We start from the raw sequence: 22915 nt of genomic DNA, 5'->3' as shown, positions 1-22915 counted from the left end.
CCTGCCTTTCTGCTGTACGGCGATCTCCCGGGACGTACCGGAGATCATGAGGTGAACTGCGTGGTCATGAGTTGACTGCTCGGTCAGTGGTCGTGAGTTGACTGCTCGGTCATGCGATGGACTGCTTGGTCGTGCGGTGACCGTGCCGTTCGATCATGAAGTGTCCTGCACGGTCATGAGGTGACCCGCGTGTGCAGCTCGGGGCTGACCGGAACGTATCCCGACGCCGCCTTGAGGGTCAGCACCATGGTGAGGCCGCCGCCGGGGGTGTCCTCGGCGTCCAGCGTGCCGCCCATGGACTCCACGAAGCCGCGGGCCACGGCGAGCCCCAGTCCGACGCCCGCGCCGCGCGGGGCGTCGCCGTAGCGCTGGAAGGGTTCGAAGATGCGCTCCTTGGCCTCGTCGGGGACTCCGGGGCCGCGGTCGGCCACCCGTAGCTCGACGCGTTCGCCGAGCGCGCTGGCGGCCACGGTGACGCGTTCCGCGTAGCGGCTGTACTTCACGGCGTTCTCGACGATGTTGGCGACGGCCCGTTCCAGCAGCCCGGGGTCGACCTCGACCATCGGCAGGGTCTCGGGGATGTCCAGGTCGACGCTGTCCTCGGGGACGCCGCCGAGCGCCATCGGGACCACCTCGTCGAGATCGATCTCGCGGATCAGCGGGGTGACGGTGCCGGTCTGGAGCCTGGACATGTCCAGGAGGTTGCCCACGAGGTGGTCGAGACGGTCGGCGCCGTTCTCGATGCCCTCCAGGAGTTCGGCCTGGTCCTCCTCGGACCAGGCGACGTCGTCGGAGCGCAGGGAGCTGACGGCGGCCTTGATGGCGGCGAGCGGGGTACGCAGATCGTGGCTGACGGCGGCGAGCAGCGCCGTCCTGATCCGGTTGCCCTCGGCGAGCCGCCGGGCCTCCTCCGCCTCGTCGACCAGTCGCTCCCGCTCCAGTACGACGGCGGCCTGCGCGGCGAATGCGCCGAGGACTCGCCGGTCCTCGGCGGGCAGCACCCGCCCGGAGAGCGCCAGCGCCATGTGGTCGCCGACGGGCATGTCCACATCGGCGTCCTCCGGCCGGGTCACCGGGCCCGGCCCGACGCTCCCGGCACACGTCCACGGGTCGACGTCGCTGCGGCGTTCCAGCAGGGCGACGGACTCCATGGCGAAGGTCTCGCGGACCCGGTCGAGGAGCGCGTCCAGCGTCGTCTCGCCGCGCAGCACACTGCCCGCCAGGAAGGAGAGGATCTCCGACTCGGCGCGCAGCCGGGCCGCCTGATGGGTGCGGCGGGCCGCCAGATCGACGACCGAGGCGACCGAGACCGCCACCGCGAAGAAGATCACGATGGCGACGAAGTTCTCCGGGTCCTGCACCGTCAGGGTGTGGGTGGGCGGGGTGAACCAGTAGTTCAGCAGCAGCGAGCCGGCGGCGGCCGAAGCGAGGGCGGGCAGCAGCCCGCCGAGCAGGGCCGCGGCGACCGTCATGAAGAGGAAGAGCAGTACGTCGTTGGCGAGCCCCGGACCGTTGCCTAGGCCGCTGAGGAGCAGGGTGAGCAGGGCCGGGCCGCCCACCCCGACCAGCCAGCCCCAGATGATCCGGACCCGGCCCAGCCGGGCGCTGCGGGCGATGGGCAGACCGCGCCCCTTGGCGACCTCTTCGTGGGTGACGATGTGGACGTCGAGGTCGGGCCCGGACTCCCGGGCGACGGTGGCGCCCACCCCGGGCCCGAAGATGTACTGCCAGGCCTTGCGACGGCTGGAACCGAGGACGATCTGCGTGGCGTTCACCCCCCGGGCGAATTCGAGCAGCGCCGAGGGTATGTCGTCGCCTATGACGTGGTGGAACGTGCCTCCGAGATCCTCGACGAGGGTGCGCTGGACGGTGAGTTCCTTGGGGGACGCGGAGGTCAGCCCGTCGCTTCGGGCGATGTAGACGGCGAGGATCTCGCTGCCCGAGCCCTTGGCCGCCATCCGGGACGCGCGGCGGATGAGCGTACGGCCCTCGGGGCCGCCGGTGAGTCCGACGACGATGCGTTCGCGGGCCTGCCAGGTGGTGCGGATGTTGTGCTCGCCGCGGTACTGCTGGAGGTACTCGTCGACCCGGTCGGCGACCCAGAGCAGGGCCAGCTCGCGCAGGGCGGTCAGGTTGCCGGGGCGGAAGTAGTTGGACAGCGAGGCGTCGATCCGGTCCGGCTTGTAGATGTTGCCGTGGGCCATCCGGCGGCGCAGCGCCTGTGGCGACATGTCGACGAGTTCGAGCTGGTCGGCCCGGCGGACCACCTCGTCTGGGACGGTCTCGCGCTGCCGTACGCCGGTTATCGCCTCGACGACGTCACCGAGCGACTCCAGGTGCTGGATGTTGACGGTGGACACCACATCTATGCCGGCCTGGAGGAGTTCCTCGACGTCCTGCCAGCGTTTGGCATTGCGGGAGCCCGGCACATTGGTGTGCGCCAGTTCGTCCACCAGGGCGACGGCGGGGGCCCGCTCCAGGACAGCGTCGACGTCCATCTCGGTGAAGACGGCGGAGCGGTACTCGATCTCGCGGCGCCGGACCTGTTCCAGGCCGTGCAGCATGACCTCGGTGCGCGGCCGGTCGTGGTGCTCCACGAAGGCGACGACGCAGTCGGTGCCCCGCTCCACCCGTCGATGGGCCTCGGAGAGCATCGCGTACGTCTTGCCGACGCCGGGTGCCGCACCCAGGTAGATCCGAAGCTTGCCGCGTGCCATGGCCCCATTGTCTTCTCTCGAACCGGCTGCCTTCGATGCGGCAGCCGCTTCGAAGCTACCCCGCGCATGGTCGACAAATGGGGCGCGGGGTGGGGGCGAGGGACCGAATTGACAGGATTCTGACGCCCCGAACGGGGTTCGCAGGGTCCTGGGGCGCCCCCGCGAAGGCCGCTCCCCCGGCTCCGCCAGGGCCTGTCCGGCGGAGCCGGGGTCGGACCGGGCGCGGCGTCCGGTTCGGTGCATCGCGAGGCGCCGGACCATCTTGACGGCGGAGCTGTTCGGGCGTTCCGGCAACCCCGCGAGGCGCCGTGCCAGACGCCGCGGCCCCCGCCCTGATCCGGCGGACAGGCCCTACGCGTGTTCGACGATGTGTCCGTCGCTCAGTTCCAGCACCCGGTCCGCCAGCCCCAGCAGCTGGGTGTCGTGCGTCGCCACCAGCGCGGTGACGCCCTCGCTGCGCACCACCGCCCGCAGCAGCTCCATCACCGCAAGCCCGGTCTCCGCGTCGAGCTGCCCCGTCGGCTCGTCCGCGATCAGCAGTGCGGGCCGGTTGGCGAGGGCGCGGGCGATCGCGACGCGCTGCTGCTGGCCCCCGGAGAGCTCTCCGGGGCGCTGGGCTGCGTGGTCGGCGAGGCCGACCAGGGAGAGCAGGAGCGCCACCCGCTCCTCGCGCTCGCGCGGGTCCGCCCTGCGCAGCCGCATGGGCACGCCCACGTTCTCCGCCGCGGTCAGGATCGGGATCAGGCCGAACGACTGGAAGATGAAACCGATCCGGTCCCGGCGCAGCTCCAGAAGCCCGTTCTCACCGAGCTCGGCGAGGTCCGTGCCGTCGACCGTGATCCGGCCGCCGTCGGGACTGTCGAGCCCGCCGAGCAGGTTGAGGAGGGTCGTCTTGCCCGACCCCGAGCGCCCCTTGAGCGCGACGAGCTCGCCGCGCGGCACCTCGAAGGACACCCCGCGCAGCGCGTGCACCGCTCCTGCGCCGGAGCCGTAGGAGCGGTGCAGGTCCTCGACCCGCACCATGGGCCCGCCTGCCGGTTCCTCGGCGACCGCGGTACCGGCCTGCCCCTCGGTGCCCGTCCGGCCGGTGCTCTCGGTCATGTCTCTCCCCGTATGTGCTCGGTCCGTCGGCCGCCAGTATGTGCAATGCGCACAGGGCTGGACAATGACCAGCGGTTTTCGGACGTCCGATCCGTCGTCCGGCGGTGACTGGGTCCGCCACGCCCCCTTGTCGAAGTACTACCGCCCCCCGACAACTTCCCGACAACTTTCTGACACCGTCCGACCAGCCTGGCCGGGGTCCACCGGGGCGAGCGCCCCGGCCTCGAAGTACCCGTCCTCGAAAGGGTGCGCATGACATCACGCAGAAGCCTTCCCCGGCTGGCGGCCGGAGTTCTCGGGATCTCCCTGACCCTGTCCGCGGTCCCCGCCGCCGCGGAATCCCGGTCCACCGCCGCCCCCGCCGCCCTCACCGTCTCCGAGCAGGAGGTGATGCCCCATCTGCGCGCCCTGCAGCGCATCGCGGACCGCAACGGCGGAAACCGCGCGCACGGCACGAAGGGGTACGCGGATTCGGTGGCGTACGTGAAACGCGCCCTGGACCGGGCGGGCTTCCGGACCCGGCTGGTCCCGTTCACCCACGCCGGGGCCACCGGCGACAACCTGATCGCCGACTGGCCGGGCGGCGACCCGGATCATGTGGTGCTGACCGGGGCCCACCTCGACAGCGTGAAGGAGGGTCCGGGGATCAACGACAACGGCTCGGGGTCGGCCGCGGTCCTGGCCGCGGCCCTTCAGGTCGCCGCGTCCGGCACGAAGCCCGAGCGGCGTCTGCGGTTCGCGTGGTGGGGCGCGGAGGAGCCGGGTCTGATCGGCTCGGAGAGCTACGTCAGCGGGCTCTCCGGGACCGAGCGCCGCAGGATCGACGTCTATCTCAATTTCGACCAGGCGGGCAGCAGGAACACCCGGCAGTGGCTCGTGGTCCACGACGACGAGCACGGCGAGACCGAGGCCCAGCAGGCCTTCGAGGCATGGTTCGCCGAGCGGTCCATTCCCACCTTCGACATTGGCGTCGGCGGTTCGGATCACGAGTCGTTCGGCAAGGCCGGCATCCCGTCGTCCGGCTTCAGCACCGGCATCTCCGACTGCATCCACGAGGCCTGCGACAACCTCGCCAACGTGGATCCGAAGACGGAGACGACCAGCGCCAACGCCATCGTCGGCGTGCTGTGGAAGCTTGCCGCCACCACGCCCGGGCACTGACCCCCGACTCCCAGGAACGAGACATGCGCAGACTCCAGAACCGACTGCACCGACGCCGCAGGACCGTCGCCGCCCTGGTGGCCGCGGTCGTGTGCGGCTCCGTGCTGGCCACCGTCCCCGCCTCGGCCGCCATCGGCGGACCGGGTCTCGGCGACCCGTACTTCCCCGACGACGGCAACTCCGGCTACGACGTCTCCCACTACGACGTCCGCATCTCCTACGACCCGGCGCACACCGACCGTCTGGAGGGCGACACCACCGTCACCGCCCGCGCCCTGACCGGCCTGGACCGGTTCGGCCTGGATCTCAAGGGCTTCACCGTGGCATCGGTGGAGGTGGACGGCGTGCCGGCGAAGACGTTCTCCCGGGCCGGCGCCCACGAACTGCTCATCACCCCGGCCCGCCCGGTGGCAAAGGGCGCGACGTTCGAGGTCCGGGTGAGGTACGCGGGCAGGCCCGACCCCGAGGGCTGGCACACCCTGCGCAGCGGCGGCGCGAACGTGGCGGGCGAGCCGCATTCCGCGACCTCCTGGTACCCCGCCAACGACCACCCGTCCGACAAGGCCACCTTCGCCCTCACCGCGACGGTCCCCGACGGCTGGACGGCCGTCGGCAACGGACTGCCCGGCCCGGAGAGCGTGAAGGACGGCAGAAGGACCTTCCGCTGGTTCGAGGACCGGCCGATGGCCACGTACCTCAGCACGGTCGCCATCGACCGGTTCACCGTCCACCGCAGCCGGACGGCCGCCGGAACGCCGGTCATCACCGCGTACAGCCCGGACGCCGTGATCGACCCCGAGGCGGAGGCCCAGCAGACGGAGATCCTGGACTTCCTGGCCTCGAAGTTCGGTCCGTACCCGTTCTCCTCCGCGGGGGCCATCGTCGTCGGGGCCTCGAAGGAGCCGTCCGACGGCCCCCTCGCCCTGGAGACGCAGAGCCGCCCCACCTACGGCTCCATGCTCTTCGACGCCTCGATGGTCCACGAGAACACCCACCAGTGGTTCGGTAACAGCGTCTCGTTCAAGGACTGGCGGGACGGCTGCGCCGCCGAGTGCTTCGCCCAGTACACCGGGCAGTTGTGGGAGGAACACAAGGGCGCCGACCTGGACCGGGACTACTATCGGTCCGAGGTGGCGGAGTACCGCGACGACCCGTCGTTCTGGTCCGTCCGGCTCTACGACCCGGGTCCGGGCAAGGAGTTGGACCCGGCTCTGTACTCCAAGGGCTCGCTGATGCTGCACGCCCTGCGCCGCACGGTGGGCGACGAGGCGTTCTTCCGGACGCTCCGGGCCTGGACCCGCGACCACGCGTACGGCAATGCGTCGTTCCGGCAGTTCGAGGCGTTGGCGGCGAAGGTGTCGGGCAAGGATCTCAAGGGCTTCTTCGCGGCCTGGGTGGACGGCACGGTCCTCCCGCCGCACAAGTACCTCTACCCGGGCTCCCTGGGCACGCCGGCCAGGTGAACGGGCGCGCGAGGCGCGGGGTCCTGCCCCCGCGCCTCGCCGCTCGCGCTTCCTCAGGCCCCGTCGGCCAGTTGCTCGAGTGCGATGTTGAGCTGGAGGACATTGACCCTCGGCTCCCCCACGAAGCCCAGGATCCGGCCGTCGGTGTGCTGTTCGACGAGCTTCTCCACCCGGTCGACGGGGAGGTGGTTCCGCTCGGCGACCCGGCGCACCTGGAGCTGTGCGTACGCCGGGGAGATGGCCGGGTCGAGGCCGGAGCCGGAGGAGGTGACGGCGTCGGCCGGCACGTCCGAGGGGCTGACCGGGTGGCCGGGGACGGAGTTGTCCTTGACCACGGCGGCCTTGGCGGCCTTCACCCAGTCGATGAGCTCCTTGTTGTCGCCGGAGCGGTTGGTCGCGCCGGAGAGGATCAGCTTGTACCGGGTGTTGACGCTGTTGGTGCCCAGGCCGTTGGAGGGGCGCGGCTGGAACCACTTGAGGTCCGGGGCCGCGGTCTCCTGCCCCTTCTTCAGCGGCAGGTCGTAGCGCTGGCCGATGAGTTCGGAGCCGACGACCTTGCCGTTCTCTGTGATCTCGGAGCCGTTGGCCTTGTCGGGGAAGATGCCCTGGGCGACGCCGGTGACGGCGAGCGGGTAGAGCACGCCGCAGACGACGGTGAGGACGAGCAGGGCGCGCAGCCCGGCCCAGAGCAACCGGGCGGTGTTTGCTACGGAGTTGTTCATGGCAGGTCAGCCGATTCCTAATTCAGTTCAGCCCGGGTACGAGGGAGATGACCATGTCGATGATCTTGATGCCGATGAACGGGGCGACCAGACCGCCGAGTCCGTAGATCCCGAGGTTGCGCCGGAGCATCGAGTCGGCGCTGCTGGGCCGGTAGCGCACGCCCTTCAGGGCGAGCGGCACCAGCGCGACGATGATCAGCGCATTGAATACGACGGCCGACAGGATCGCGGACTGGGGCGAGGACAGCTGCATGATGTTGAGCTTGTCCAGGCCGGGATAGACCACGGCGAACATCGCGGGAATGATCGCGAAGTACTTCGCGACGTCGTTGGCGATCGAGAACGTCGTCAGGGCGCCACGCGTGATGAGCAGCTGCTTGCCGATCTCGACGATCTCGATCAGCTTCGTGGGGTTGGAGTCCAGGTCCACCATGTTCCCGGCCTCCTTGGCGGCCGAGGTGCCGGTGTTCATGGCCACGCCGACATCGGCCTGGGCGAGCGCCGGGGCGTCGTTCGTGCCGTCACCGGTCATCGCGACGAGCTTGCCGCCCGCCTGCTCCCGCTTGATGAGGGCCATCTTGTCCTCGGGCGTGGCCTCGGCGAGGAAGTCGTCGACGCCGGCCTCATCGGCGATGGCCTTCGCGGTCAGCGGGTTGTCGCCGGTGATCATGACCGTACGGATACCCATCCGGCGCAGCTCGTCGAACCGCTCCCGCATGCCCTCCTTGACGACGTCCTTGAGGTGGATGACACCCAGGACCCGGGCGCCGTGCTCGTCCTCCAGGGCCACCAGCAGCGGCGTGCCGCCCGCCTCGGAGATCCTGTCGGTGAGTGCCTGCGCGTCCTGCGGGACGCTGCCGCCGCGCTCCTTGACCCAGGCGACGACCGAACCGGTGGCGCCCTTGCGGACCTTGCGCCCGTCGACGTCGACGCCGGACATGCGCGTCTGGGCGGTGAACGCGACCCAGTCGGCCTGCCGCAGCTCGCCCTGGTGGCGCTCGCGCAGCCCGTACTTCTCCTTGGCGAGCACCACGATCGAACGGCCCTCGGGCGTCTCGTCGGCCAGCGAGGAGAGCTGGGCAGCGTCGGCCAGTTCGGCCTCGGTCGTGCCCCTGACGGGTACGAACTCGGCGGCCTGCCGGTTGCCGAGCGTGATGGTGCCGGTCTTGTCGAGCAGCAGCGTCGAGACGTCTCCGGCGGCCTCGACGGCCCGCCCCGACATGGCGAGCACATTGCGCTGCACCAGGCGGTCCATGCCGGCGATGCCGATCGCGGAGAGCAGTGCGCCGATCGTCGTCGGGATCAGACAGACCAGCAGGGCGGTCAGCACGATCATCGACTGCCGCTGCCCGGCGTAGATCGCGAAGGGCTGGAGGGTGACGACGGCGAGCAGGAAGACGATGGTGAGGGACGCGAGGAGGATGTTCAGCGCGATCTCGTTGGGCGTCTTCTGCCGGGCGGCACCCTCGACCAGGGCGATCATCCGGTCGATGAACGTCTCGCCGGGCTTGGTGGTGATCTTGACGACGATGCGGTCGGAGAGCACCTTCGTCCCCCCGGTGACGGCGCTCCGGTCACCGCCGGACTCCCGGATGACCGGGGCGGACTCGCCGGTGATCGCGGATTCGTCGACGCTCGCGACGCCCTCGACGACGTCTCCGTCGCCGGGGATGATGTCACCGGCCTCGCAGACCACCAGGTCACCGACGCGCAGATCGGTGCCGGGCACCCGCTCCTCGTTCTTGCCGATCAGCCGCCGGGCGACGGTGTCGGTCTTGGCCTTGCGCAGCGTGTCGGCCTGCGCCTTGCCGCGGCCCTCGGCGACCGCCTCCGCCAGGTTGGCGAAGATCGTGGTCAGCCAGAGCCAGGCCGCGATCGCCCAGCCGAACCACTCCCCCGGGTCCAGGCACGCCAGCACCGTGGTGAACACCGAACCGATCAGCACGACGAACATGACCGGGGACTTGACCATCACCCGGGGATCGAGCTTGCGCACGGCGTCGGGGAAGGACCGGATCAGCTGCGCGGGATCGAACAGACCCGCGCCGACGCGCCCTTCGCTCTGGTGACCCGTGGGCGCGTCCTGGTGCGGTGCCCGGGTGGGGGTGACAGTGGACATCGAGTCCTCTTGCTCCGTACGAGTGGTCATGACGCCAGCCCTTCGGCCAGCGGCCCCAGCGCCAGGGCCGGGAAGTAGGTCAGCCCGGTGATGATCAGGATCGTGCCGACCAGCAGTCCGCTGAACAGCGGCTTGTGCGTGCCCAGGGTTCCCACGGTCGCCGGTACGGGCTTCTGCTCGGCGAGCGAGCCGGCCAGCGCCAGGATGAACACCATCGGCAGGAACCGGCCGAGCAGCATCGCGAGACCGATCGTGGTGTTGAACCATTGCGTGTCCGCGTTGAGCCCGGCGAACGCCGAACCATTGTTGTTCGCGCCCGAGGTGTAGGCGTAGAGGATCTCGGAGAATCCGTGTGCGCCGGTGTTGGTCATCGAGTGGGGCGGGGTGGGCAGCGCCATCGCCGCGGCGGTGAAGCAGAGCACCAGGGCCGGGGTGATCAGGATGTAGCAGGCCGCGAGCTTGATCTCACGGGTGCCGATCTTCTTCCCCAGATACTCCGGTGTGCGGCCGACCATCAGCCCGGCGATGAACACCGCGATGATCGCCATGACCAGCATCCCGTAGAGGCCGGAACCGACGCCTCCGGGCGCGATCTCGCCGAGCTGCATGCCCAGCATCGTGATCCCGCCGCCGAAGCCCGTGTACGAGGAGTGGAAGGAGTTCACCGCACCGGTGGAGGTGAGGGTCGTGGCCACCGCGAAGATCGACGAGCCGGCGATCCCGAACCGGGTCTCCTTGCCCTCCATCGCCCCGCCCGCGATATCGAACGCGGGCCCGTGGTGGGAGAATTCGGTCCACATCATCAGGGTGGTGAAGCCCAGCCAGATGACACCCATCGTCGCGAGGATCGCGTAACCCTGCTTGAGCGAACCGACCATCCGGCCGAAGGTCCGCGTCAGCGCGAAGGGGATGACCAGGATCAGGAAGATCTCAAGGAGGTTGGACAGCCCGTTGGGGTTCTCGAACGGGTGGGACGAGTTGGCGTTGAAGTAGCCGCCGCCGTTGGTGCCCAGCTCCTTGATGGCCTCCTGGGAGGCCACGGCGCCGCCGTTCCACTGCTGTGAGCCACCCATGAACTGCCCGACCTCGTGGATGCCGGCGAAGTTCTGGATCGCGCCGCAGGCCACCAGCAGCAGCGCGCCGGCCACGGCGATCGGCAGCAGGATCCGTATGGTGCCGCGCACCAGGTCGGACCAGAAGTTGCCGAGTTCACCGGTGCGGGACGGGGTCTCCCCTGTTCGAGCGGAGCCGAGAACTCGGGGATGGGCGAAGCCGCGTACGAGGGCCATCGCCACGGCCATGCCGACGGCGGCCGAGACGAAGTTCTGCACCGCGAGTCCGCCGGTCTGCACGACGTGGCCCATGGCCTGTTCGCCGTAGTACGACTGCCAGTTGGTGTTGGCGACGAACGACGCGGCCGTGTTGAACGCCTGGTCCGGGTCGATCGAGGCGAAGCCGAGCGAACCGGGCAGCGGGCCCTGGAGCCGCTGCAGCAGATAGAGGAAGAGGACGCTCACCGCGGAGAAGGCGAGCACCCCGCGCAGATACGCGGGCCAGCGCATCTGCGCGTTCGGGTCGACGCCGACAGCCTTGTAGATCCACTTCTCGACCCGGAGGTGCTTCGTCGAGGAGTAGACACCGGCCATGTAGTCGCCGAGCGGACGGTACGCCAGCCCCAGCGCCACCACGAGCGCGAGGACCTGGAGCACACCAGCGAGGACGGGGCTCATTTCGCGCTCAGAACCTCTCCGGGTACAGAAGGGCGAGGATGAGATAGCCCAGCAGGGCGACGGCCACTACCAGACCGACGATGTTTTCGGCAGTCACAGCTTCGCCACCCCCTTGGCGACGAGAGCCACCAGCGCGAAGACCGCGATCGTGGTGACGACGAAGGCCACATCGGCCATCGTGTGCTCCTAGATGAGGTACGGATTCTCGGACCTCTTGAGCAAACCTCCCGCCACGACCCTTCTGGCCTGCGTTGATGGCTTCCTTACGGGGAACGTCGGGCCCTTGACGGCGCGCATACGTGCCCCATACGCGCCCCATACGCGCACCTTCCGTGCGCTGCTCGTGCGCTGTCCGGAAACCGCCCCGGACGCAGAACGGCCGGTGGGCCGTATCCCCTCGCAAGGGGATACGGCCCACCGGCCGAAGCTGTGCCGGGCGGCTGCCCGGAGTCGCTCAGCGCACCTCGGTGATCTCGGGTCCGCGCTGGAGCTGGCCCATGCCACCGGAGAACTTCGAGCCCTCCTGGCTCTCCTGCTGGACCCCCTCGGGGACCATCTGGGCATCGTTGGGCAGCTTGAGGACGATCGGGTCGCGCGGCGCCATGGGGCCCTCGCCCCGGACGACCACGGTGTCCCGGAAGATCGTCTCCAGCAGCCCGGCGGCCTCCGGCTGCACGGCACCCTGGCCGGAGATCACTCCGCGCAGGAACCAGCGCGGACCGTCGACGCCGACGAAGCGCACCAGCTGCACGCCGTTCGTTCCGTCCGGAAGCTGTACGGGGACCTGGGCACGCAGCTCCCAGCCCAGCGGGCCCTCGACCTCGTCGATGATCCCGCCCTGCTGGGTGATGCCGGAGGCGATCTCCTCGCGGACCTCGCCCCAGATGCCCTCCTTCTTGGGCGCGGCGAAGGCCTGGAGCTGGACGGCGCTGTCGCGCAGCACCACGGTCGCGGCGACGATCGCGTCACCGGCCACCTCCACGCGCAGCTCCATGCCCTCGACGCCGGGCACGAAGATGCCGCCCAGATCGACCCGGCCCTCGGCGGGCTGGGAGACCTCGGAGACGTCCCACGGCCCGTCCGGCCGCGGCGCCGGCGGGAGGTTCACCCGACGCGAGCCGCTGTCGGCGCCGTCGGTGTCATCGAGCTCGTCGACGACCTGCTCGGCCTCGCGCGCTTCGTCCGCCGTGTCCTCGGCGGAACCACTCTTCTTGCGACGTCCGAACACGTCACTGTCCTTCCCGGTCGGGTACGACCGAAGCGTAGCTGTTCCCGCCCTGGGTGTTCCCGCCCCTGACGCCATCGACATCACCGGAGGCATGCCCTCCGGTGGATCCGAAGCCTCCCTCGCCGCGGGCCGAACCCGGCAGCTCCGCCACCTCGTGGAAGCGCACCTTCTCGACCTGCTGGACGACCAGTTGGGCAATCCGGTCGAACCGCTCGAACCTCACGGGCTCTCGCGGGTCGAGGTTGATGACGATCACCTTGATCTCTCCACGGTACCCGGCATCAACCGTCCCCGGGGCATTCACCAGGGCGACTCCACAGCGTGCGGCGAGGCCGGAGCGCGGGTGGACGAAGGCGGCGTATCCGTCGGGCAGCGCGACCGACACCCCGGTGGGCAGCACAGCCCGCTCGCCGGGGGCGAGTTCGACGGCCTCGGTGGTCACGAGATCCGCTCCGGCGTCGCCCGGGTGCCCATAGGCCGGAATCGGCACGTCCGGGTCGATCCGCCGGATCAGTACGTCCACGGGTCCGCGCATCAGGGGTTCACCTCGAAGGCACGGGCCCGCCTGACCTGGTCCGGGTCGGCCATCGCCGCCTGGATCTCGGCCGGGCGGCCGTTCTCGATGAAGTGGTCGACCTTGACCTCGATGAAGACGGCCTCGGCCCGGACCGCCACGGGGCCGTCCGGGCCGCCGATCCGGCCGGTCGCCCGGGAGTAGATCTTTCGGCCGTGCACCGCGGTGATCTCGGCGTCGAGATACAGCACGGTGCCCACCGGCACCGGGCGCACGAAGTCGGTCTCCAGCCGTCCGGTCACGGCGATCACCCGCAGGAGCCAGTTCAGCGAGCCGAGCGTCTCGTCCAGCGCGGTGGTCAGGATGCCGCCGTGCGCCAGCCCCGGGGCGCCCTGATGCGCGGCCTTCACGGTGAATTCGGCGGTGACGCTGACGCCGTCGCCGGCCCGCGCCTGGAGGTGCAGCCCGTGCTGCTGTCCTTCGCCGCAGCCGAAACAGTGTTCGTAGTGCGCACCGAGGAGTTCGCCGGGGGCCGGGGCTTCGGGGTGCCGAACCGGTATCACCGCGTCGGCCGGGGGCTTCAGAGCCGCAGATGTTCCACTCACAGGCGCAGACCTTACCCGCGAGGCTACCCGCGGGTCGCGCCGTGCCAAGCTTGGGTTCATGCAGCCTTCCACCCCGCCTTTCGACGAACGACTGACCGCACCCCGTTCGTGGTGGCTCATCGCCCTTCTGGTCGGCATCGCCTGTGCGCTGATGCTGCTGCCGCTCGGCACCCTGCCGTTGCTGGCCGGCCTGGTGGGCGGCACGGCCCTGTCGGCGGTCGTGGTGAGCTCGTACGGCTCGGCCAGGATCCGGGTGGTGGCGGGCGCCCTGGTCGCCGGAGACGCGCGGATCCCCGTGACGGCGCTCGGCGATGCCGAGGTGCTGGAGGGGGAGGAGGCGCGCGCGTGGCGCACGTACAAGGCGGACACCCGGGCGTTCATGCTGCTGCGCAGCTACATCCCGACGGCGGTCCGGGTGGAGATCACCGACCCGCAGGACCCGACCCCGTACGTCTATCTCTCGACCCGCGAGCCGCAGGCCCTGGTGGCGGCGCTCACGGCTGTACGCGCCTGATCCGGGCAGGGGGCACCCCAAGCCCTCGGCGGGGCCGTCAGGGCCGTTCACAGGCCCCGCGACCCGAGAGAACCTAGGCCTCCAACTCGCCCGGCAGAGGTCCGCTGGGGCCCACCTGCCGCTCCAGCGGAGGCAGCTCGGGGAGCCGGTCCCAGGGGACCTGGCGCTTGCGCAGGTCCTTCCTGACGCGTTCGGCGAGCTTTCTGGTGTCGCGCCGGTTCATCATCGCGCCGACGGCGGCGCCGATCATGAACGGAACCAGGTTCGGCAGATCGCGCGCCATGCGCTTCGTGATCTGCTGGCGCAGCTCGCGCTTCATCTGGCCGCCCAGCGCGGCGTTGACCGTCGCGGGGCGGGCGACATCGATTCCGCGTTCCTCCGTCCAGGACGTGAGGTAGGCGCCGGAACGCTGGCCGAGCCCGCCCGGCGGACGCTGTCCATAGACCTCGTGCAGCTCGGCGACGAGCTTCATCTCGATCGCTGCCACACCGGTGATCTCCGCCGCCAGCTCGGCGAGCATGGCGGGCGGTACGGGCATCATCGCCGCCGCGCCGATACCGGCGCCCACGGTGGCGGTGCCCTTGCTCGCGCCTGCGATGAGCTTGTCGGCGAGCTCCTCCGGGCCGAGCCCGGGGAACTGCTTGCGCAGGGTGGCGAGATCGCGCACAGGGACGCGGGGAGCGTTCTCGATGATCAGGTCGGCGATATGACCGATCGCCGCCTTGGCGCTCTCCCCGCCCTTGCGTACGCCCCGTTTCGCTGAACTCAGACGGCCTGCCCCGGTCACGGGCTCCGTCCTGTCGACCTGTCCGGCCCCATCGGCCGCGTCGACTTCCTCGGTCGCCGCATGTGCTTCTTCGATTGCCGCGACGACTGCTTCGAGCGAGGCCGGCCGGCCTCGCTCGCCGTCCCACTCGCCCTGGGAGGGTGGCAGGGCGGACCGCTCGGCCGGCGTTGTCACGCCTTCTGCCGGGCCTGTGCCGCCCTGATACGCCTCCGACGACCCCTTGCGTCGCAAGCGCCGCTTCCGGAACGGTGTGTCGCCTGCCACGGTCGGTGCGACCTAGTCGCAGTCGCGGCAGATCGGCTGGCCGTTCTTCTCGCGTGCCAGCTGGCTCCTGTGGTGCACGAGGAAGCAGCTCATGCACGTGAACTCGTCGGCCTGCTTGGGCAGGACCCTGACGGCCAGTTCCTCGTTGGACAGGTCTGCGCCGGGCAGCTCCAGTCCTTCGGCCGCGTCGAATTCGTCGACGTCGACGGCGGACGCCGTCTTGTCGCTCCGGCGAGCCTTGAGTTCTTCGAGGCTGTCCTGGTCGACGTCGTCATCGGTCTTGCGTGGGGTGTCGTAATCCGTTGCCATGTCGCTCTCCCCCTCTGGGTGTCTGCGGTGTCTCAGCGCACGTAACGCGTGAGAGGCCGGACTTGTGCCCGACCCGAGGCGGAGATTTTGCCTCACATCAAGGTCTGTTACTCAATCGACACCCAAAAGGGCCGCTCGGGAGTGGCCGGCTTGGGTGGCGATGGGGACCGTACACGGTCCCGGTGTCACGCTTCACGGGCGCCACCCCGTGTACTTCCCGTGATATCGGGCCCCGAAAACCCCGACTTTTGCGGGTTTTCCGGTGGGGTTCCTGATCACGGAGCGTTGACGGTCCGAAATTCGCTCCTGTGATCGATCACACACGGACGATCCGGGCGCAGGTCCCGAAAATTCCGCTCAAAGCGAACAAATTAATTCGTGCCCGGATCGGTCCGCCCGGCCGTCTCAGACGGGCAGTGAGACCCGCATCACAAGACCACCACCTTCACGGGGCTCCGCGATGATACGGCCGCCGTGTGCGCGCGCCACGGAGCGTGCGATCGACAGGCCGAGCCCGACCCCCTTGTCGCTGCCCGTTCGCTCCGTACGGAGCCGTCTGAAGGGCTCGAAGAGGTTGTCGATCTCGTACGCCGGCACCACCGGGCCGGTGTTCGAGACAACCAGCAGGGCCTGACCGCCCTGGAGCTCGGTGGTGACCTCCACCCAGCCCTCCTCCGGGACGTTGTAGCGCACGGCGTTCTGTACGAGGTTCAGCGCGATCCGCTCCAGCAGGACGCCGTTGCCCTGGACGACGGCCGGGGCCCGCTCGCCGCGGATCTCCACGCCTCGTTCCTCGGCCTCGCCGCGGGTCTGGTCGATCGCGCGCGAGGCGACCTCGGCGAGGTCGACCGGTTTGCGCTCGACGATCTGGTTGTCGCTGCGGGCCAGCAGCAGCAGGCCCTCGACCAGCTGCTCACTGCGCTCGTTGGTGGCCAGCAGGGTCTTCCCGAGCTGTTTCAGCTCCGGCGGGGCCTGGGGGTCGGACAGGTGGACCTCCAGCAGTGTGCGGTTGATCGCGAGCGGCGTGCGCAGCTCGTGCGACGCGTTGCCGACGAACCGCTGCTGGGCGGTGAAGGCCCGCTCCAGGCGGTCGAGCATCTCGTCGAAGGTGTCGGCGAGCTCCTTCAGCTCGTCGTCCGGGCCGTCCAGCTCGATCCGCCGGGACAGGTCGGTCCCGGCCACCCTGCGGGCGGTGCGGGTGATCCGGCCCAGCGGCGAGAGCACGCGCCCGGCCATCGCGTAACCGAAGGCGAAGGCGATGACGCTCAGCCCCACCAGGGCCAGCAGCGAGCGGTTCAGGAGCGTGTCGAGCGCCTGCTGCCGCTGGTGGTTGACGCAGGAGTTCATCGCCGCGTTGAAGGCTTCCGGAGATGCCTTCTCGGGCAGGTTGCAGACATCGCTGGTGACCTGCCCGTTGACGATCTTGAACGGCAGTTCGCTGCCCACGTGCAGGGCCTGCGCGGCCAGCATGTAGATGATCGACAGCAGCAGGATTCCGGCGATCAGGAACATGCCGCCGTAGAGCAGCGTGAGCCGTATCCGGATGGTCGGGCGCAGCCAGTAGGGGGGCTCCTGCTGTTTGGGCTCCCAGGTGGGCTTCGGGGGCGCCGTCGGCGGTGCGGGGGCGGTGGGCATCGGCCGTCAGATCCGGTAGCCGGAACCGGGCACGGTGACGATCACCGGCGGCTCGCCGAGTTTCCGGCGCAGCGTCATGACCGTCACCCGGACGACATTGGTGAACGGGTCGGTATTCTCGTCCCAGGCCTTCTCCAGCAGCTGCTCGGCCGAGACGACCGCACCCTCGCTGCGCATCAGGACCTCCAGCACGGCGAACTCCTTCGGTGCGAGCTGGACCTCCGTCTCACCCCGGAAGACCTCGCGCCGGTTGGGGTCGAGCTTGATGCCGGCCCGCTCCAGGACGGGCGGCAGGGCCACCGTCGTACGCCGGCCGAGCGCCCGCACCCGCGCGGTGAGCTCGCTGAAGGCGAACGGCTTGGGCAGGTAGTCGTCGGCCCCCAGCTCCAGGCCCTCGACGCGGTCGCTGACATCGCCCGACGCGGTGAGCATCAGCACCCGGGTCGGCATGCCCAGCTCGACGATCCGACGGCAGACGTCGTCACCGTGGACCAGGGGGAGATCCCGGTCCAGCACCACGACGTCGTAGTCGTTGACCTCGATGCGCTCCAGGGCCGCCGCACCGTCGTACACGACATCGACGGCCATGGCCTCCCGGCGCAATCCGGTGGCCACCGCATCGGCGAGCAGCTGCTCGTCCTCCACGACGAGTACGCGCACGGCGCTGTCCTTCCTTAGAAACCTACGTAGAAACTTCAGAACGTCCCGGAGTGCCGACGGTCCGTGGTCCGGACACCTGTCGGCACAGGTCTGTGCGGCACCATCCTGCACTCAACGCGCATAAACCGGCGGTAAGACGACGCCCCGCGACCTGGGGCTCGGCGGAATTCACCGGATTTTCCGGCCAGTTGAGGTTTCCCCGGGTTCCGGCCCGGGGAGGACGCATTCACACCCGAGATCACGCCTTGAATGTGGCGTACCACAGGCCACTCCGTCCCCGGAGAGCGCGTGATCACCGCCCTACCGCCTCCGTGCGGAGGGAAACCCCGGGCACACCCCCGTGCCACCGACCCACGATGAGGGGGCGCATTATGGACGCTTTCACCGCAGGTCTGCTGCAGCGGATCAAGACTACCGAGTACGACCTCACGAGAGCTCGGGAGACGGGCGACGACTTCCTCGCGGACGTCGAGCAGAGCGAGCTGGACGACCTTCACCGCCTCGCCGCCGAGCACGGCGTCGAAATCGGCGCCACCAGCGTCTGAGCACGTCACGCGAGAAGGGCCCCCGACGCCGGGACCGGCGTCGGGGGCCCTTCTCGCGCGCCGGGCGGCAGACGGCAGCCTGACGACAGCCCGCGACCCCGGCCATGATCCGCCGGACAGGCCCTACTAGTCGTGCCAGGCGCCGAACTCCTCCAGAAGGGCCTGCAGCGGCTCGAAGACGCCCGGCGTGGCGGCGACCGTCAGATCACCGTCTGCGGGCAGCCCGGGACGCCCGCCGGTGTGCGCACCGGCCTCGCGGGCGATTAGGTCGCCCGCCGCCAGGTCCCAGGGATGGAGCCCGCGCTCGTAGTAGCCGTCGAGACGGCCCGCGGCCACGTCGCAGAGGTCCACGGCGGCGGAGCCGCCGCGCCGGATGTCCCGGAACCGCGGGATCAGCTTGTGGGCCACGTCCGCCTGGTGCGTGCGGACCTCGCTGACGTAGTTGAAACCGGTCGAGACGAGCGCCTGGTCGAGCGGCGGCGCGGGCCGGCAGCGCAGCGCGGCGCCGTCGCCGTACGCGCCGCCCTCGGCGTACGCCCCGCCGCCCAGCACCGCCCGGTACGTCTCGCGGCGCATCGGCGCCTCCACCACGCCCACGACCCGCACACCGTCCCGTTCGGCGGCGATGGACACCGCCCAGGTGGGGAGGCCGTAGAGGTAGTTCACGGTGCCGTCGAGCGGGTCGATGACCCAGCGGATGCCGCTGCTGCCCTCGGCGCTGGTCCCTTCCTCGCCGAGGAAGCCGTCCTGCGGGCGGCGTTCGGTCAGGAAGCCGGTGATGAGCTTCTCGGCGGCGAGGTCCATCTCGGTGACGACGTCGATCGGGCTGGACTTGGTCGCGGCCACTCCCAGATCGGCCGGACGGCCGTCACGGAGCAGCGCGCCCGCGCGCGAGGCGGCCTCCAGGGCGAGGGCGAGCAGTTCGGACAGGTTCGGGTCGGTCACGGCTCTCCAGGGGTTCGTGGGCGTGCGGCGGGGCGGTTACGCGTACGGGCTGTCGGCGCCCGCCGCGGCGGGCTTCAGGACCCTGGCCGGGCAGCAGCCGGCCGGGCAGAGGTCGTGGCCCGGCCCGAGCGCGCCCAGCGCGCACCGCCGCACGTCCTGTCCCCGCTCGGTGGCGGCGCGCTCCAGCACCAGCTCGCGCACGGCCGCGGCGAACCGCGGGTCGGCGCCGACGGTCGCCGACCGGCGCACCGGCAGCCCCAGCTCGGCGGCCTTCGCGGTGGCCTCCGTATCGAGGTCGTACAGGACCTCCATGTGGTCCGAGACGAATCCGATGGGGGCCATCACCGCGGCGGGCACCCCGTCCGCGTGCAGTGCCTCCAGGTGGTCGCAGATGTCGGGCTCCAGCCAGGGGATGTGCGGGGCGCCGCTGCGCGACTGGTAGACGAGCCGCCAGGGGTACTCGACGCCGGTCTCCTCGCGCACCGCGTCGACGATCAGCCGGGCGACGTCGAGGTGCTCGGCGACATAGGCGCCGCCGTCGCCGTGCGTCTCCACGGGGCCGGACGTGTCGGCCGCGGAGGTGGGGATGGAGTGCGTGGTGAAGGCGAGGTACGCCCCCGCCCGTACGTCCTCGGGGAGGTCGGCCAGGGAGGCGAGGACGCCGTCCACCATGGGTGCCACGAAGCCGGGGTGGTTGAAGTAGTGCCGGAGCTTGTCCACCCGGGGCACCGGCAGCCCCTCCGCCTCCAGCACGGCCAGTGACTCGGCGAGGTTCTCGCGGTACTGCCGGCAGCCGGAGTATGAGGCGTAGGCGCTGGTGGCGAGGACGGCGATGCGGCGGTGCCCGGCGGCGGTCATCTCGCGCAGGGTGTCGGTGAGGTACGGCGCCCAGTTGCGGTTGCCCCAGTACACCGGGAGATCCAGCCCGTGCTCGGCGAAGTCCTTGCGCAGGGCGTCCAGCAGGGCCCTGTTCTGGGCGTTGATCGGGCTGACGCCGCCGAACAGGAAGTAGTGCTTGCCGACCTCCTTCAGCCGCTCCTCGGGGATGCCTCGGCCACGGGTCACGTTCGCCAGGAACGGGACCACGTCGTCCGGGCCTTCGGGGCCGCCGAAGGAGAGCAGCAGCAGGGCGTCGTAGGGGGCGGGATCGCGCAGATCGGACATGGCACCGATCCTGCCACCCGTCTCGGACAGCCTTCCCACCGACGTCGGCTCCGGGGCAGGCCCCGCTGCCGGACCGGTCGCGCCGACCGTAAGCTGTATCGGTTACGTTCACGTATTACAGGCGCGTGCGACCACGCTGTTCCGGAGCCCTCCTTGCCCAGTCCCTACCGCGCGATATTCGCCGCCCCCGGCACCAAGCAATTCTCGGCGGCCGGTTTCCTCGGCCGGATGCCGCTGTCCATGATGGGCATCGGTGTGGTGACCATGATTTCCCAGCTCACGGGCCGTTACGGCCTGGCCGGCGCGCTCTCCGCGACGCTGGCGATGTCGGCGGCGGTGATCGGGCCGCTGATCTCCCGGCTCGTCGACCGGCACGGACAGCGCCGGGTCCTGCGTCCCGCCACGCTGGTCGCGCTGGCGGCGGTGGCCGGGCTGCTGTTCTGCGCGCAGCAGCGGCTCGCCGACTGGACGCTCTTCGTCTTCGCGGCGGGCGCCGGCTGCGTGCCCAGCGTGGGTTCGATGATCCGGGCCCGCTGGGCGGCCATCTACCGCGGTTCGCCGCGGCAGCTGCACACCGCGTACTCGTGGGAGTCGATCGTCGACGAGGTGTGCTTCATCTTCGGGCCGATCATCTCGATCGGTCTGTCCACCGCCTGGTTCCCGGAGGCGGGGCCGCTCCTGGCGGCCGGGTTCCTGCTCGTCGGTGTCCTCTGGCTGACCGCGCAGCGGGCCACCGAGCCCGTGCCGCATCCGCGCCGGGAGCACACCGGCGGCTCCGCGCTGCGCTCCCGGGGCCTCCAGGTGCTCGTGGTGACGTTCGTGGCCACCGGCGCGATCTTCGGGTCCGTCGACGTGGTGACGGTGGCCTTCGCCGAGGAACGGGGCCACAAGGCCGCGGCCAGCCTCGTACTGGCCGTGTACGCGCTGGGGTCCTGTCTGGCCGGAGCGGTCTTCGGGCTGCTCCATCTCAAGCGCAAGGCGTCCACCAGGTGGCTGGTGGGCGTGTGTGCGATGGCCGTGAGTATGATCCCCCTCCAACTGGCCGGGAGCCTGCCGTTCCTGGCCGTGGCGCTCTTTGTCGCGGGTCTCGCCATCGCACCGACGATGGTCACCACCATGGCCCTCGTCGAGCAGCACGTACCGCGCGCCGAACTGACCGAGGGCATGACCTGGACCAGCACCGGGCTCGCCGTCGGAGTGGCGCTCGGCTCCTCGGCCGCCGGCTGGGTGGTCGACGCGTCGGGGGCCGAGGCGGGGTACGCGGTGCCCGTCGCGGCGGGAACGCTCGCGGCCGCGGTGGCGTTCCTGGGGTATCGCCGGCTCAGCGGGCCGGTTCTCATGGAAGGGCGCGCGGAAGATGACCGACGCACGGACGACGACGAACGCGTGGCGTAACTGGGCGGGGAATGTCAGCGCCCGACCGGTACGGGCCGTGTCCCCCGCCTCCGTCCCGGAGCTGGCCGAGGTGCTGCGCCGGGCGTCCGAGGACGGTCTGCGGGTGAAGCCGGTCGGCACCGGCCACTCCTTCACCGCGACGGCGGCCACCGACGGTGTGCTGATCCGCCCGGACCTGCTCACCGGCATCCGCAACATCGACCGCGAGGCGATGACGGTGACCGTCGAGGCCGGCACCCCGCTGAAGCGGCTGAACACGGCGCTGGCCCGCGAGGGCCTCTCGCTCACCAACATGGGCGACATCATGGAGCAGACGGTCGCGGGAGCCACCTCGACCGGCACCCACGGCACCGGCCGTGACTCGGCGTCCATATCCGCGCAGATCCGCGCCCTCGAACTGGTCACCGCCGACGGCACGGTGCTGACCTGCTCGGAGAAGGAGAACGCCGACATCTTCGCCGTCGCCCGGATCGGGCTCGGCGCGCTGGGTGTCATCACGGCGATCACCTTCGCCGTGGAGCCGGTGTTCCTGCTGACGGCCCGTGAGGAGCCGATGGCCTTCGACCGGGTCATGGGCGATTTCGACGAGCTGGTCGCCGAGAACGAGCACTTCGAGTTCTACTGGTTCCCGCACACCGGGAACTGCAACACCAAGCGCAACAACCGCAGCGCCGGCCCCGCCGCCCCGCCCGGAAAGGTCAGCGGCTGGATCGAGGACGAGCTCCTCTCCAACGGGATCTTCCAGGTGGCCTGCTCGCTGGGCCGGGCGGTGCCCGCCACCATTCCCTCGATCGCCAAGCTCTCCAGCCGCGCCCTGTCGGCCCGTACGTACACCGACATCCCCTACAAGGTCTTCACCAGTCCGCGCCGGGTCCGCTTCGTGGAGATGGAGTACGCGCTGCCGCGCGAGGCCGCCGCGGAGGCCCTGCGCGAGGTGAAGGCGATGGTCGAGCGTTCGCCGCTGCGGATCAGCTTCCCGGTGGAGGTCCGTACCGCCCCGGCGGACGACATCGCGCTCTCCACGGCCTCGGGCCGCGAGAGCGCGTACATCGCCGTCCACCTCTACAAGGGCACGCCCTACCAGGCGTACTTCACGGCGGTCGAGCGCATCATGACCGCCCACGCCGGCCGCCCGCACTGGGGCAAGGTCAACACCCGTGACGCCGAGTACCTCGCCGGGGTGTACCCGCGGTTCGGTGAGTTCACCGCCGTACGCGACCGGCTCGACCCGGACCGGCTGTTCGGCAACGACTACCTGCGCCGGGTCCTGGGCGAGTAGGGCCTTCCGGCCCGCGACGGCCCCGCGCGCGCCGGGCGTACCTGCCCCGGAGCGCGGG

At 70.4% G+C, this 22915-nt stretch carries 21 protein-coding genes; 6 read left to right on the top strand and 15 right to left on the bottom strand.

Going from position 1 to position 22915, the window contains the following annotated elements; genetic code table 11:
* Window positions 1-173 precede the first annotated feature (173 nt).
* Both ACIRJP_RS11785 and ACIRJP_RS11780 read right to left on the bottom strand, forming a co-directional pair.
* The gene (locus tag ACIRJP_RS11785) at window positions 174-2717 is read right to left on the bottom strand and encodes an ATP-binding protein (RefSeq protein ID WP_404171498.1); all 2544 of its coding nucleotides are present in this window, start codon (window positions 2715-2717) and stop codon (window positions 174-176) included.
* A gap of 351 nt (window positions 2718-3068) precedes the next feature.
* Window positions 3069-3818, bottom strand: a complete 750-nt coding sequence (locus ACIRJP_RS11780; RefSeq protein WP_404171495.1) for an ABC transporter ATP-binding protein — start codon at window positions 3816-3818, stop codon at window positions 3069-3071.
* A gap of 252 nt (window positions 3819-4070) precedes the next feature.
* On the opposite strand from ACIRJP_RS11780, the gene ACIRJP_RS11775 reads away from it, so the two are divergent.
* Complete coding sequence (locus ACIRJP_RS11775) at window positions 4071-4979, top strand: M20/M25/M40 family metallo-hydrolase (RefSeq protein WP_404171492.1); 909 nt, start codon at window positions 4071-4073, stop codon at window positions 4977-4979.
* Between the two features lie 23 nt (window positions 4980-5002).
* Window positions 5003-6442: a M1 family metallopeptidase gene (locus ACIRJP_RS11770; protein WP_404171490.1), complete on the top strand. Its 1440-nt coding sequence runs from the start codon at window positions 5003-5005 to the stop codon at window positions 6440-6442.
* A gap of 53 nt (window positions 6443-6495) precedes the next feature.
* On the opposite strand, the gene ACIRJP_RS11765 is transcribed toward ACIRJP_RS11770, so the two are convergent.
* From ACIRJP_RS11765 to ACIRJP_RS11735, 7 genes are all read right to left on the bottom strand, one after another.
* Window positions 6496-7164, bottom strand: coding sequence for a potassium-transporting ATPase subunit C (locus ACIRJP_RS11765; RefSeq protein ID WP_404171487.1), 669 nt, complete (start codon window positions 7162-7164; stop codon window positions 6496-6498).
* A gap of 22 nt (window positions 7165-7186) precedes the next feature.
* A complete protein-coding gene (gene kdpB, locus ACIRJP_RS11760; RefSeq protein WP_404171485.1) occupies window positions 7187-9313 on the bottom strand; it encodes a potassium-transporting ATPase subunit KdpB in 2127 nt (708 codons plus the stop codon).
* Window positions 9310-11013 (bottom strand): potassium-transporting ATPase subunit KdpA, encoded by a 1704-nt coding sequence (gene kdpA / locus ACIRJP_RS11755; protein WP_404171482.1) that lies wholly within the window; start codon window positions 11011-11013, stop codon window positions 9310-9312. The genes kdpB and kdpA overlap by 4 nt, the downstream gene beginning before the upstream one ends.
* A gap of 7 nt (window positions 11014-11020) precedes the next feature.
* Complete coding sequence (kdpF, locus tag ACIRJP_RS11750) at window positions 11021-11110, bottom strand: K(+)-transporting ATPase subunit F (protein WP_361448262.1); 90 nt, start codon at window positions 11108-11110, stop codon at window positions 11021-11023.
* A gap of 357 nt (window positions 11111-11467) precedes the next feature.
* On the bottom strand, window positions 11468-12241 hold the full coding sequence (locus tag ACIRJP_RS11745; RefSeq protein WP_388658161.1) for a DUF3710 domain-containing protein: 774 nt from the start codon (window positions 12239-12241) through the stop codon (window positions 11468-11470).
* 1 nt (window position 12242) lies between these two features.
* Window positions 12243-12776: a dUTP diphosphatase gene (gene dut / locus ACIRJP_RS11740; protein WP_404171478.1), complete on the bottom strand. Its 534-nt coding sequence runs from the start codon at window positions 12774-12776 to the stop codon at window positions 12243-12245.
* Window positions 12776-13360 carry a PaaI family thioesterase gene (locus tag ACIRJP_RS11735; protein WP_404171475.1) on the bottom strand — a complete coding sequence of 195 codons (585 nt, stop codon included), beginning with the start codon at window positions 13358-13360 and terminating at the stop codon, window positions 12776-12778. The genes dut and ACIRJP_RS11735 overlap by 1 nt, the downstream gene beginning before the upstream one ends.
* Before the next feature lie 58 nt (window positions 13361-13418).
* Between ACIRJP_RS11735 and ACIRJP_RS11730 the strand changes: the two genes are divergently transcribed.
* A complete protein-coding gene (locus tag ACIRJP_RS11730; RefSeq protein ID WP_404171472.1) occupies window positions 13419-13874 on the top strand; it encodes a DUF3093 domain-containing protein in 456 nt (151 codons plus the stop codon).
* A 73-nt stretch (window positions 13875-13947) separates the two neighbouring features.
* On the opposite strand, the gene ACIRJP_RS11725 is transcribed toward ACIRJP_RS11730, so the two are convergent.
* The 4 genes from ACIRJP_RS11725 to ACIRJP_RS11710 form a co-directional block, all read right to left on the bottom strand.
* Window positions 13948-14925 carry a hypothetical protein gene (locus ACIRJP_RS11725; RefSeq protein WP_404171469.1) on the bottom strand — a complete coding sequence of 326 codons (978 nt, stop codon included), beginning with the start codon at window positions 14923-14925 and terminating at the stop codon, window positions 13948-13950.
* Window positions 14926-14937: 12 nt separating this feature from the next.
* Complete coding sequence (locus ACIRJP_RS11720; RefSeq protein ID WP_003965732.1) at window positions 14938-15234, bottom strand: DUF4193 domain-containing protein; 297 nt, start codon at window positions 15232-15234, stop codon at window positions 14938-14940.
* Window positions 15235-15639: 405 nt separating this feature from the next.
* Window positions 15640-16869 carry an ATP-binding protein gene (locus tag ACIRJP_RS11715; RefSeq protein ID WP_351262571.1) on the bottom strand — a complete coding sequence of 410 codons (1230 nt, stop codon included), beginning with the start codon at window positions 16867-16869 and terminating at the stop codon, window positions 15640-15642.
* A gap of 6 nt (window positions 16870-16875) precedes the next feature.
* Window positions 16876-17529: a response regulator transcription factor gene (locus ACIRJP_RS11710; protein ID WP_072485872.1), complete on the bottom strand. Its 654-nt coding sequence runs from the start codon at window positions 17527-17529 to the stop codon at window positions 16876-16878.
* A 371-nt stretch (window positions 17530-17900) separates the two neighbouring features.
* Here ACIRJP_RS11710 and ACIRJP_RS11705 point away from each other — a divergent pair, with 371 nt between their 5' ends.
* Complete coding sequence (locus ACIRJP_RS11705) at window positions 17901-18074, top strand: hypothetical protein (RefSeq protein WP_164495334.1); 174 nt, start codon at window positions 17901-17903, stop codon at window positions 18072-18074.
* 126 nt (window positions 18075-18200) lie between these two features.
* On the opposite strand, the gene ACIRJP_RS11700 is transcribed toward ACIRJP_RS11705, so the two are convergent.
* Window positions 18201-19019: an inositol monophosphatase family protein gene (locus tag ACIRJP_RS11700; protein WP_351262567.1), complete on the bottom strand. Its 819-nt coding sequence runs from the start codon at window positions 19017-19019 to the stop codon at window positions 18201-18203.
* Window positions 19020-19055: 36 nt separating this feature from the next.
* Window positions 19056-20183 carry a ferrochelatase gene (locus ACIRJP_RS11695; protein ID WP_404171464.1) on the bottom strand — a complete coding sequence of 376 codons (1128 nt, stop codon included), beginning with the start codon at window positions 20181-20183 and terminating at the stop codon, window positions 19056-19058.
* 153 nt (window positions 20184-20336) lie between these two features.
* Here ACIRJP_RS11695 and ACIRJP_RS11690 point away from each other — a divergent pair, with 153 nt between their 5' ends.
* On the top strand, window positions 20337-21578 hold the full coding sequence (locus tag ACIRJP_RS11690) for an MFS transporter (RefSeq protein WP_404171461.1): 1242 nt from the start codon (window positions 20337-20339) through the stop codon (window positions 21576-21578).
* Window positions 21541-22857, top strand: a complete 1317-nt coding sequence (locus ACIRJP_RS11685) for a D-arabinono-1,4-lactone oxidase (RefSeq protein WP_404171458.1) — start codon at window positions 21541-21543, stop codon at window positions 22855-22857. Before ACIRJP_RS11690 ends, ACIRJP_RS11685 begins: the two co-directional genes overlap by 38 nt.
* The last annotated feature ends 58 nt before the right edge of the window (window positions 22858-22915 follow it).

It is taken from the genome of Streptomyces sp. NPDC102437 (assembly GCF_044765565.1).
In the GTDB taxonomy this organism is placed as follows: Bacteria; Actinomycetota; Actinomycetes; order Streptomycetales; family Streptomycetaceae; genus Streptomyces.
Note: the sequence above shows the minus strand (reverse complement) of the source record. Positions and strands in the feature narration are given on the sequence as shown.

Excerpts from the sequence above, each read along its gene's own strand:
- ACIRJP_RS11785 (WP_404171498.1), bottom strand. The coding sequence starts at position 2,717 with ATGGCACGCGGCAAGCTTCGGATCTACCTGGGTGCGGCACCCGGCGTC.
- ACIRJP_RS11780 (WP_404171495.1), bottom strand. The coding sequence starts at position 3,818 with ATGACCGAGAGCACCGGCCGGACGGGCACCGAGGGGCAGGCCGGTACC.
- ACIRJP_RS11775 (WP_404171492.1), top strand. The coding sequence starts at position 4,071 with ATGACATCACGCAGAAGCCTTCCCCGGCTGGCGGCCGGAGTTCTCGGG.
- ACIRJP_RS11770 (WP_404171490.1), top strand. The coding sequence starts at position 5,003 with ATGCGCAGACTCCAGAACCGACTGCACCGACGCCGCAGGACCGTCGCC.
- ACIRJP_RS11765 (WP_404171487.1), bottom strand. The coding sequence starts at position 7,164 with ATGAACAACTCCGTAGCAAACACCGCCCGGTTGCTCTGGGCCGGGCTG.
- kdpB (WP_404171485.1), bottom strand. The coding sequence starts at position 9,313 with ATGACCACTCGTACGGAGCAAGAGGACTCGATGTCCACTGTCACCCCC.
- kdpA (WP_404171482.1), bottom strand. The coding sequence starts at position 11,013 with ATGAGCCCCGTCCTCGCTGGTGTGCTCCAGGTCCTCGCGCTCGTGGTG.
- dut (WP_404171478.1), bottom strand. The coding sequence starts at position 12,776 with ATGCGCGGACCCGTGGACGTACTGATCCGGCGGATCGACCCGGACGTG.
- ACIRJP_RS11730 (WP_404171472.1), top strand. The coding sequence starts at position 13,419 with ATGCAGCCTTCCACCCCGCCTTTCGACGAACGACTGACCGCACCCCGT.
- ACIRJP_RS11720 (WP_003965732.1), bottom strand. The coding sequence starts at position 15,234 with ATGGCAACGGATTACGACACCCCACGCAAGACCGATGACGACGTCGAC.
- ACIRJP_RS11715 (WP_351262571.1), bottom strand. The coding sequence starts at position 16,869 with ATGCCCACCGCCCCCGCACCGCCGACGGCGCCCCCGAAGCCCACCTGG.
- ACIRJP_RS11705 (WP_164495334.1), top strand. The coding sequence starts at position 17,901 with ATGGACGCTTTCACCGCAGGTCTGCTGCAGCGGATCAAGACTACCGAG.
- ACIRJP_RS11695 (WP_404171464.1), bottom strand. The coding sequence starts at position 20,183 with ATGTCCGATCTGCGCGATCCCGCCCCCTACGACGCCCTGCTGCTGCTC.
- ACIRJP_RS11685 (WP_404171458.1), top strand. The coding sequence starts at position 21,541 with ATGACCGACGCACGGACGACGACGAACGCGTGGCGTAACTGGGCGGGG.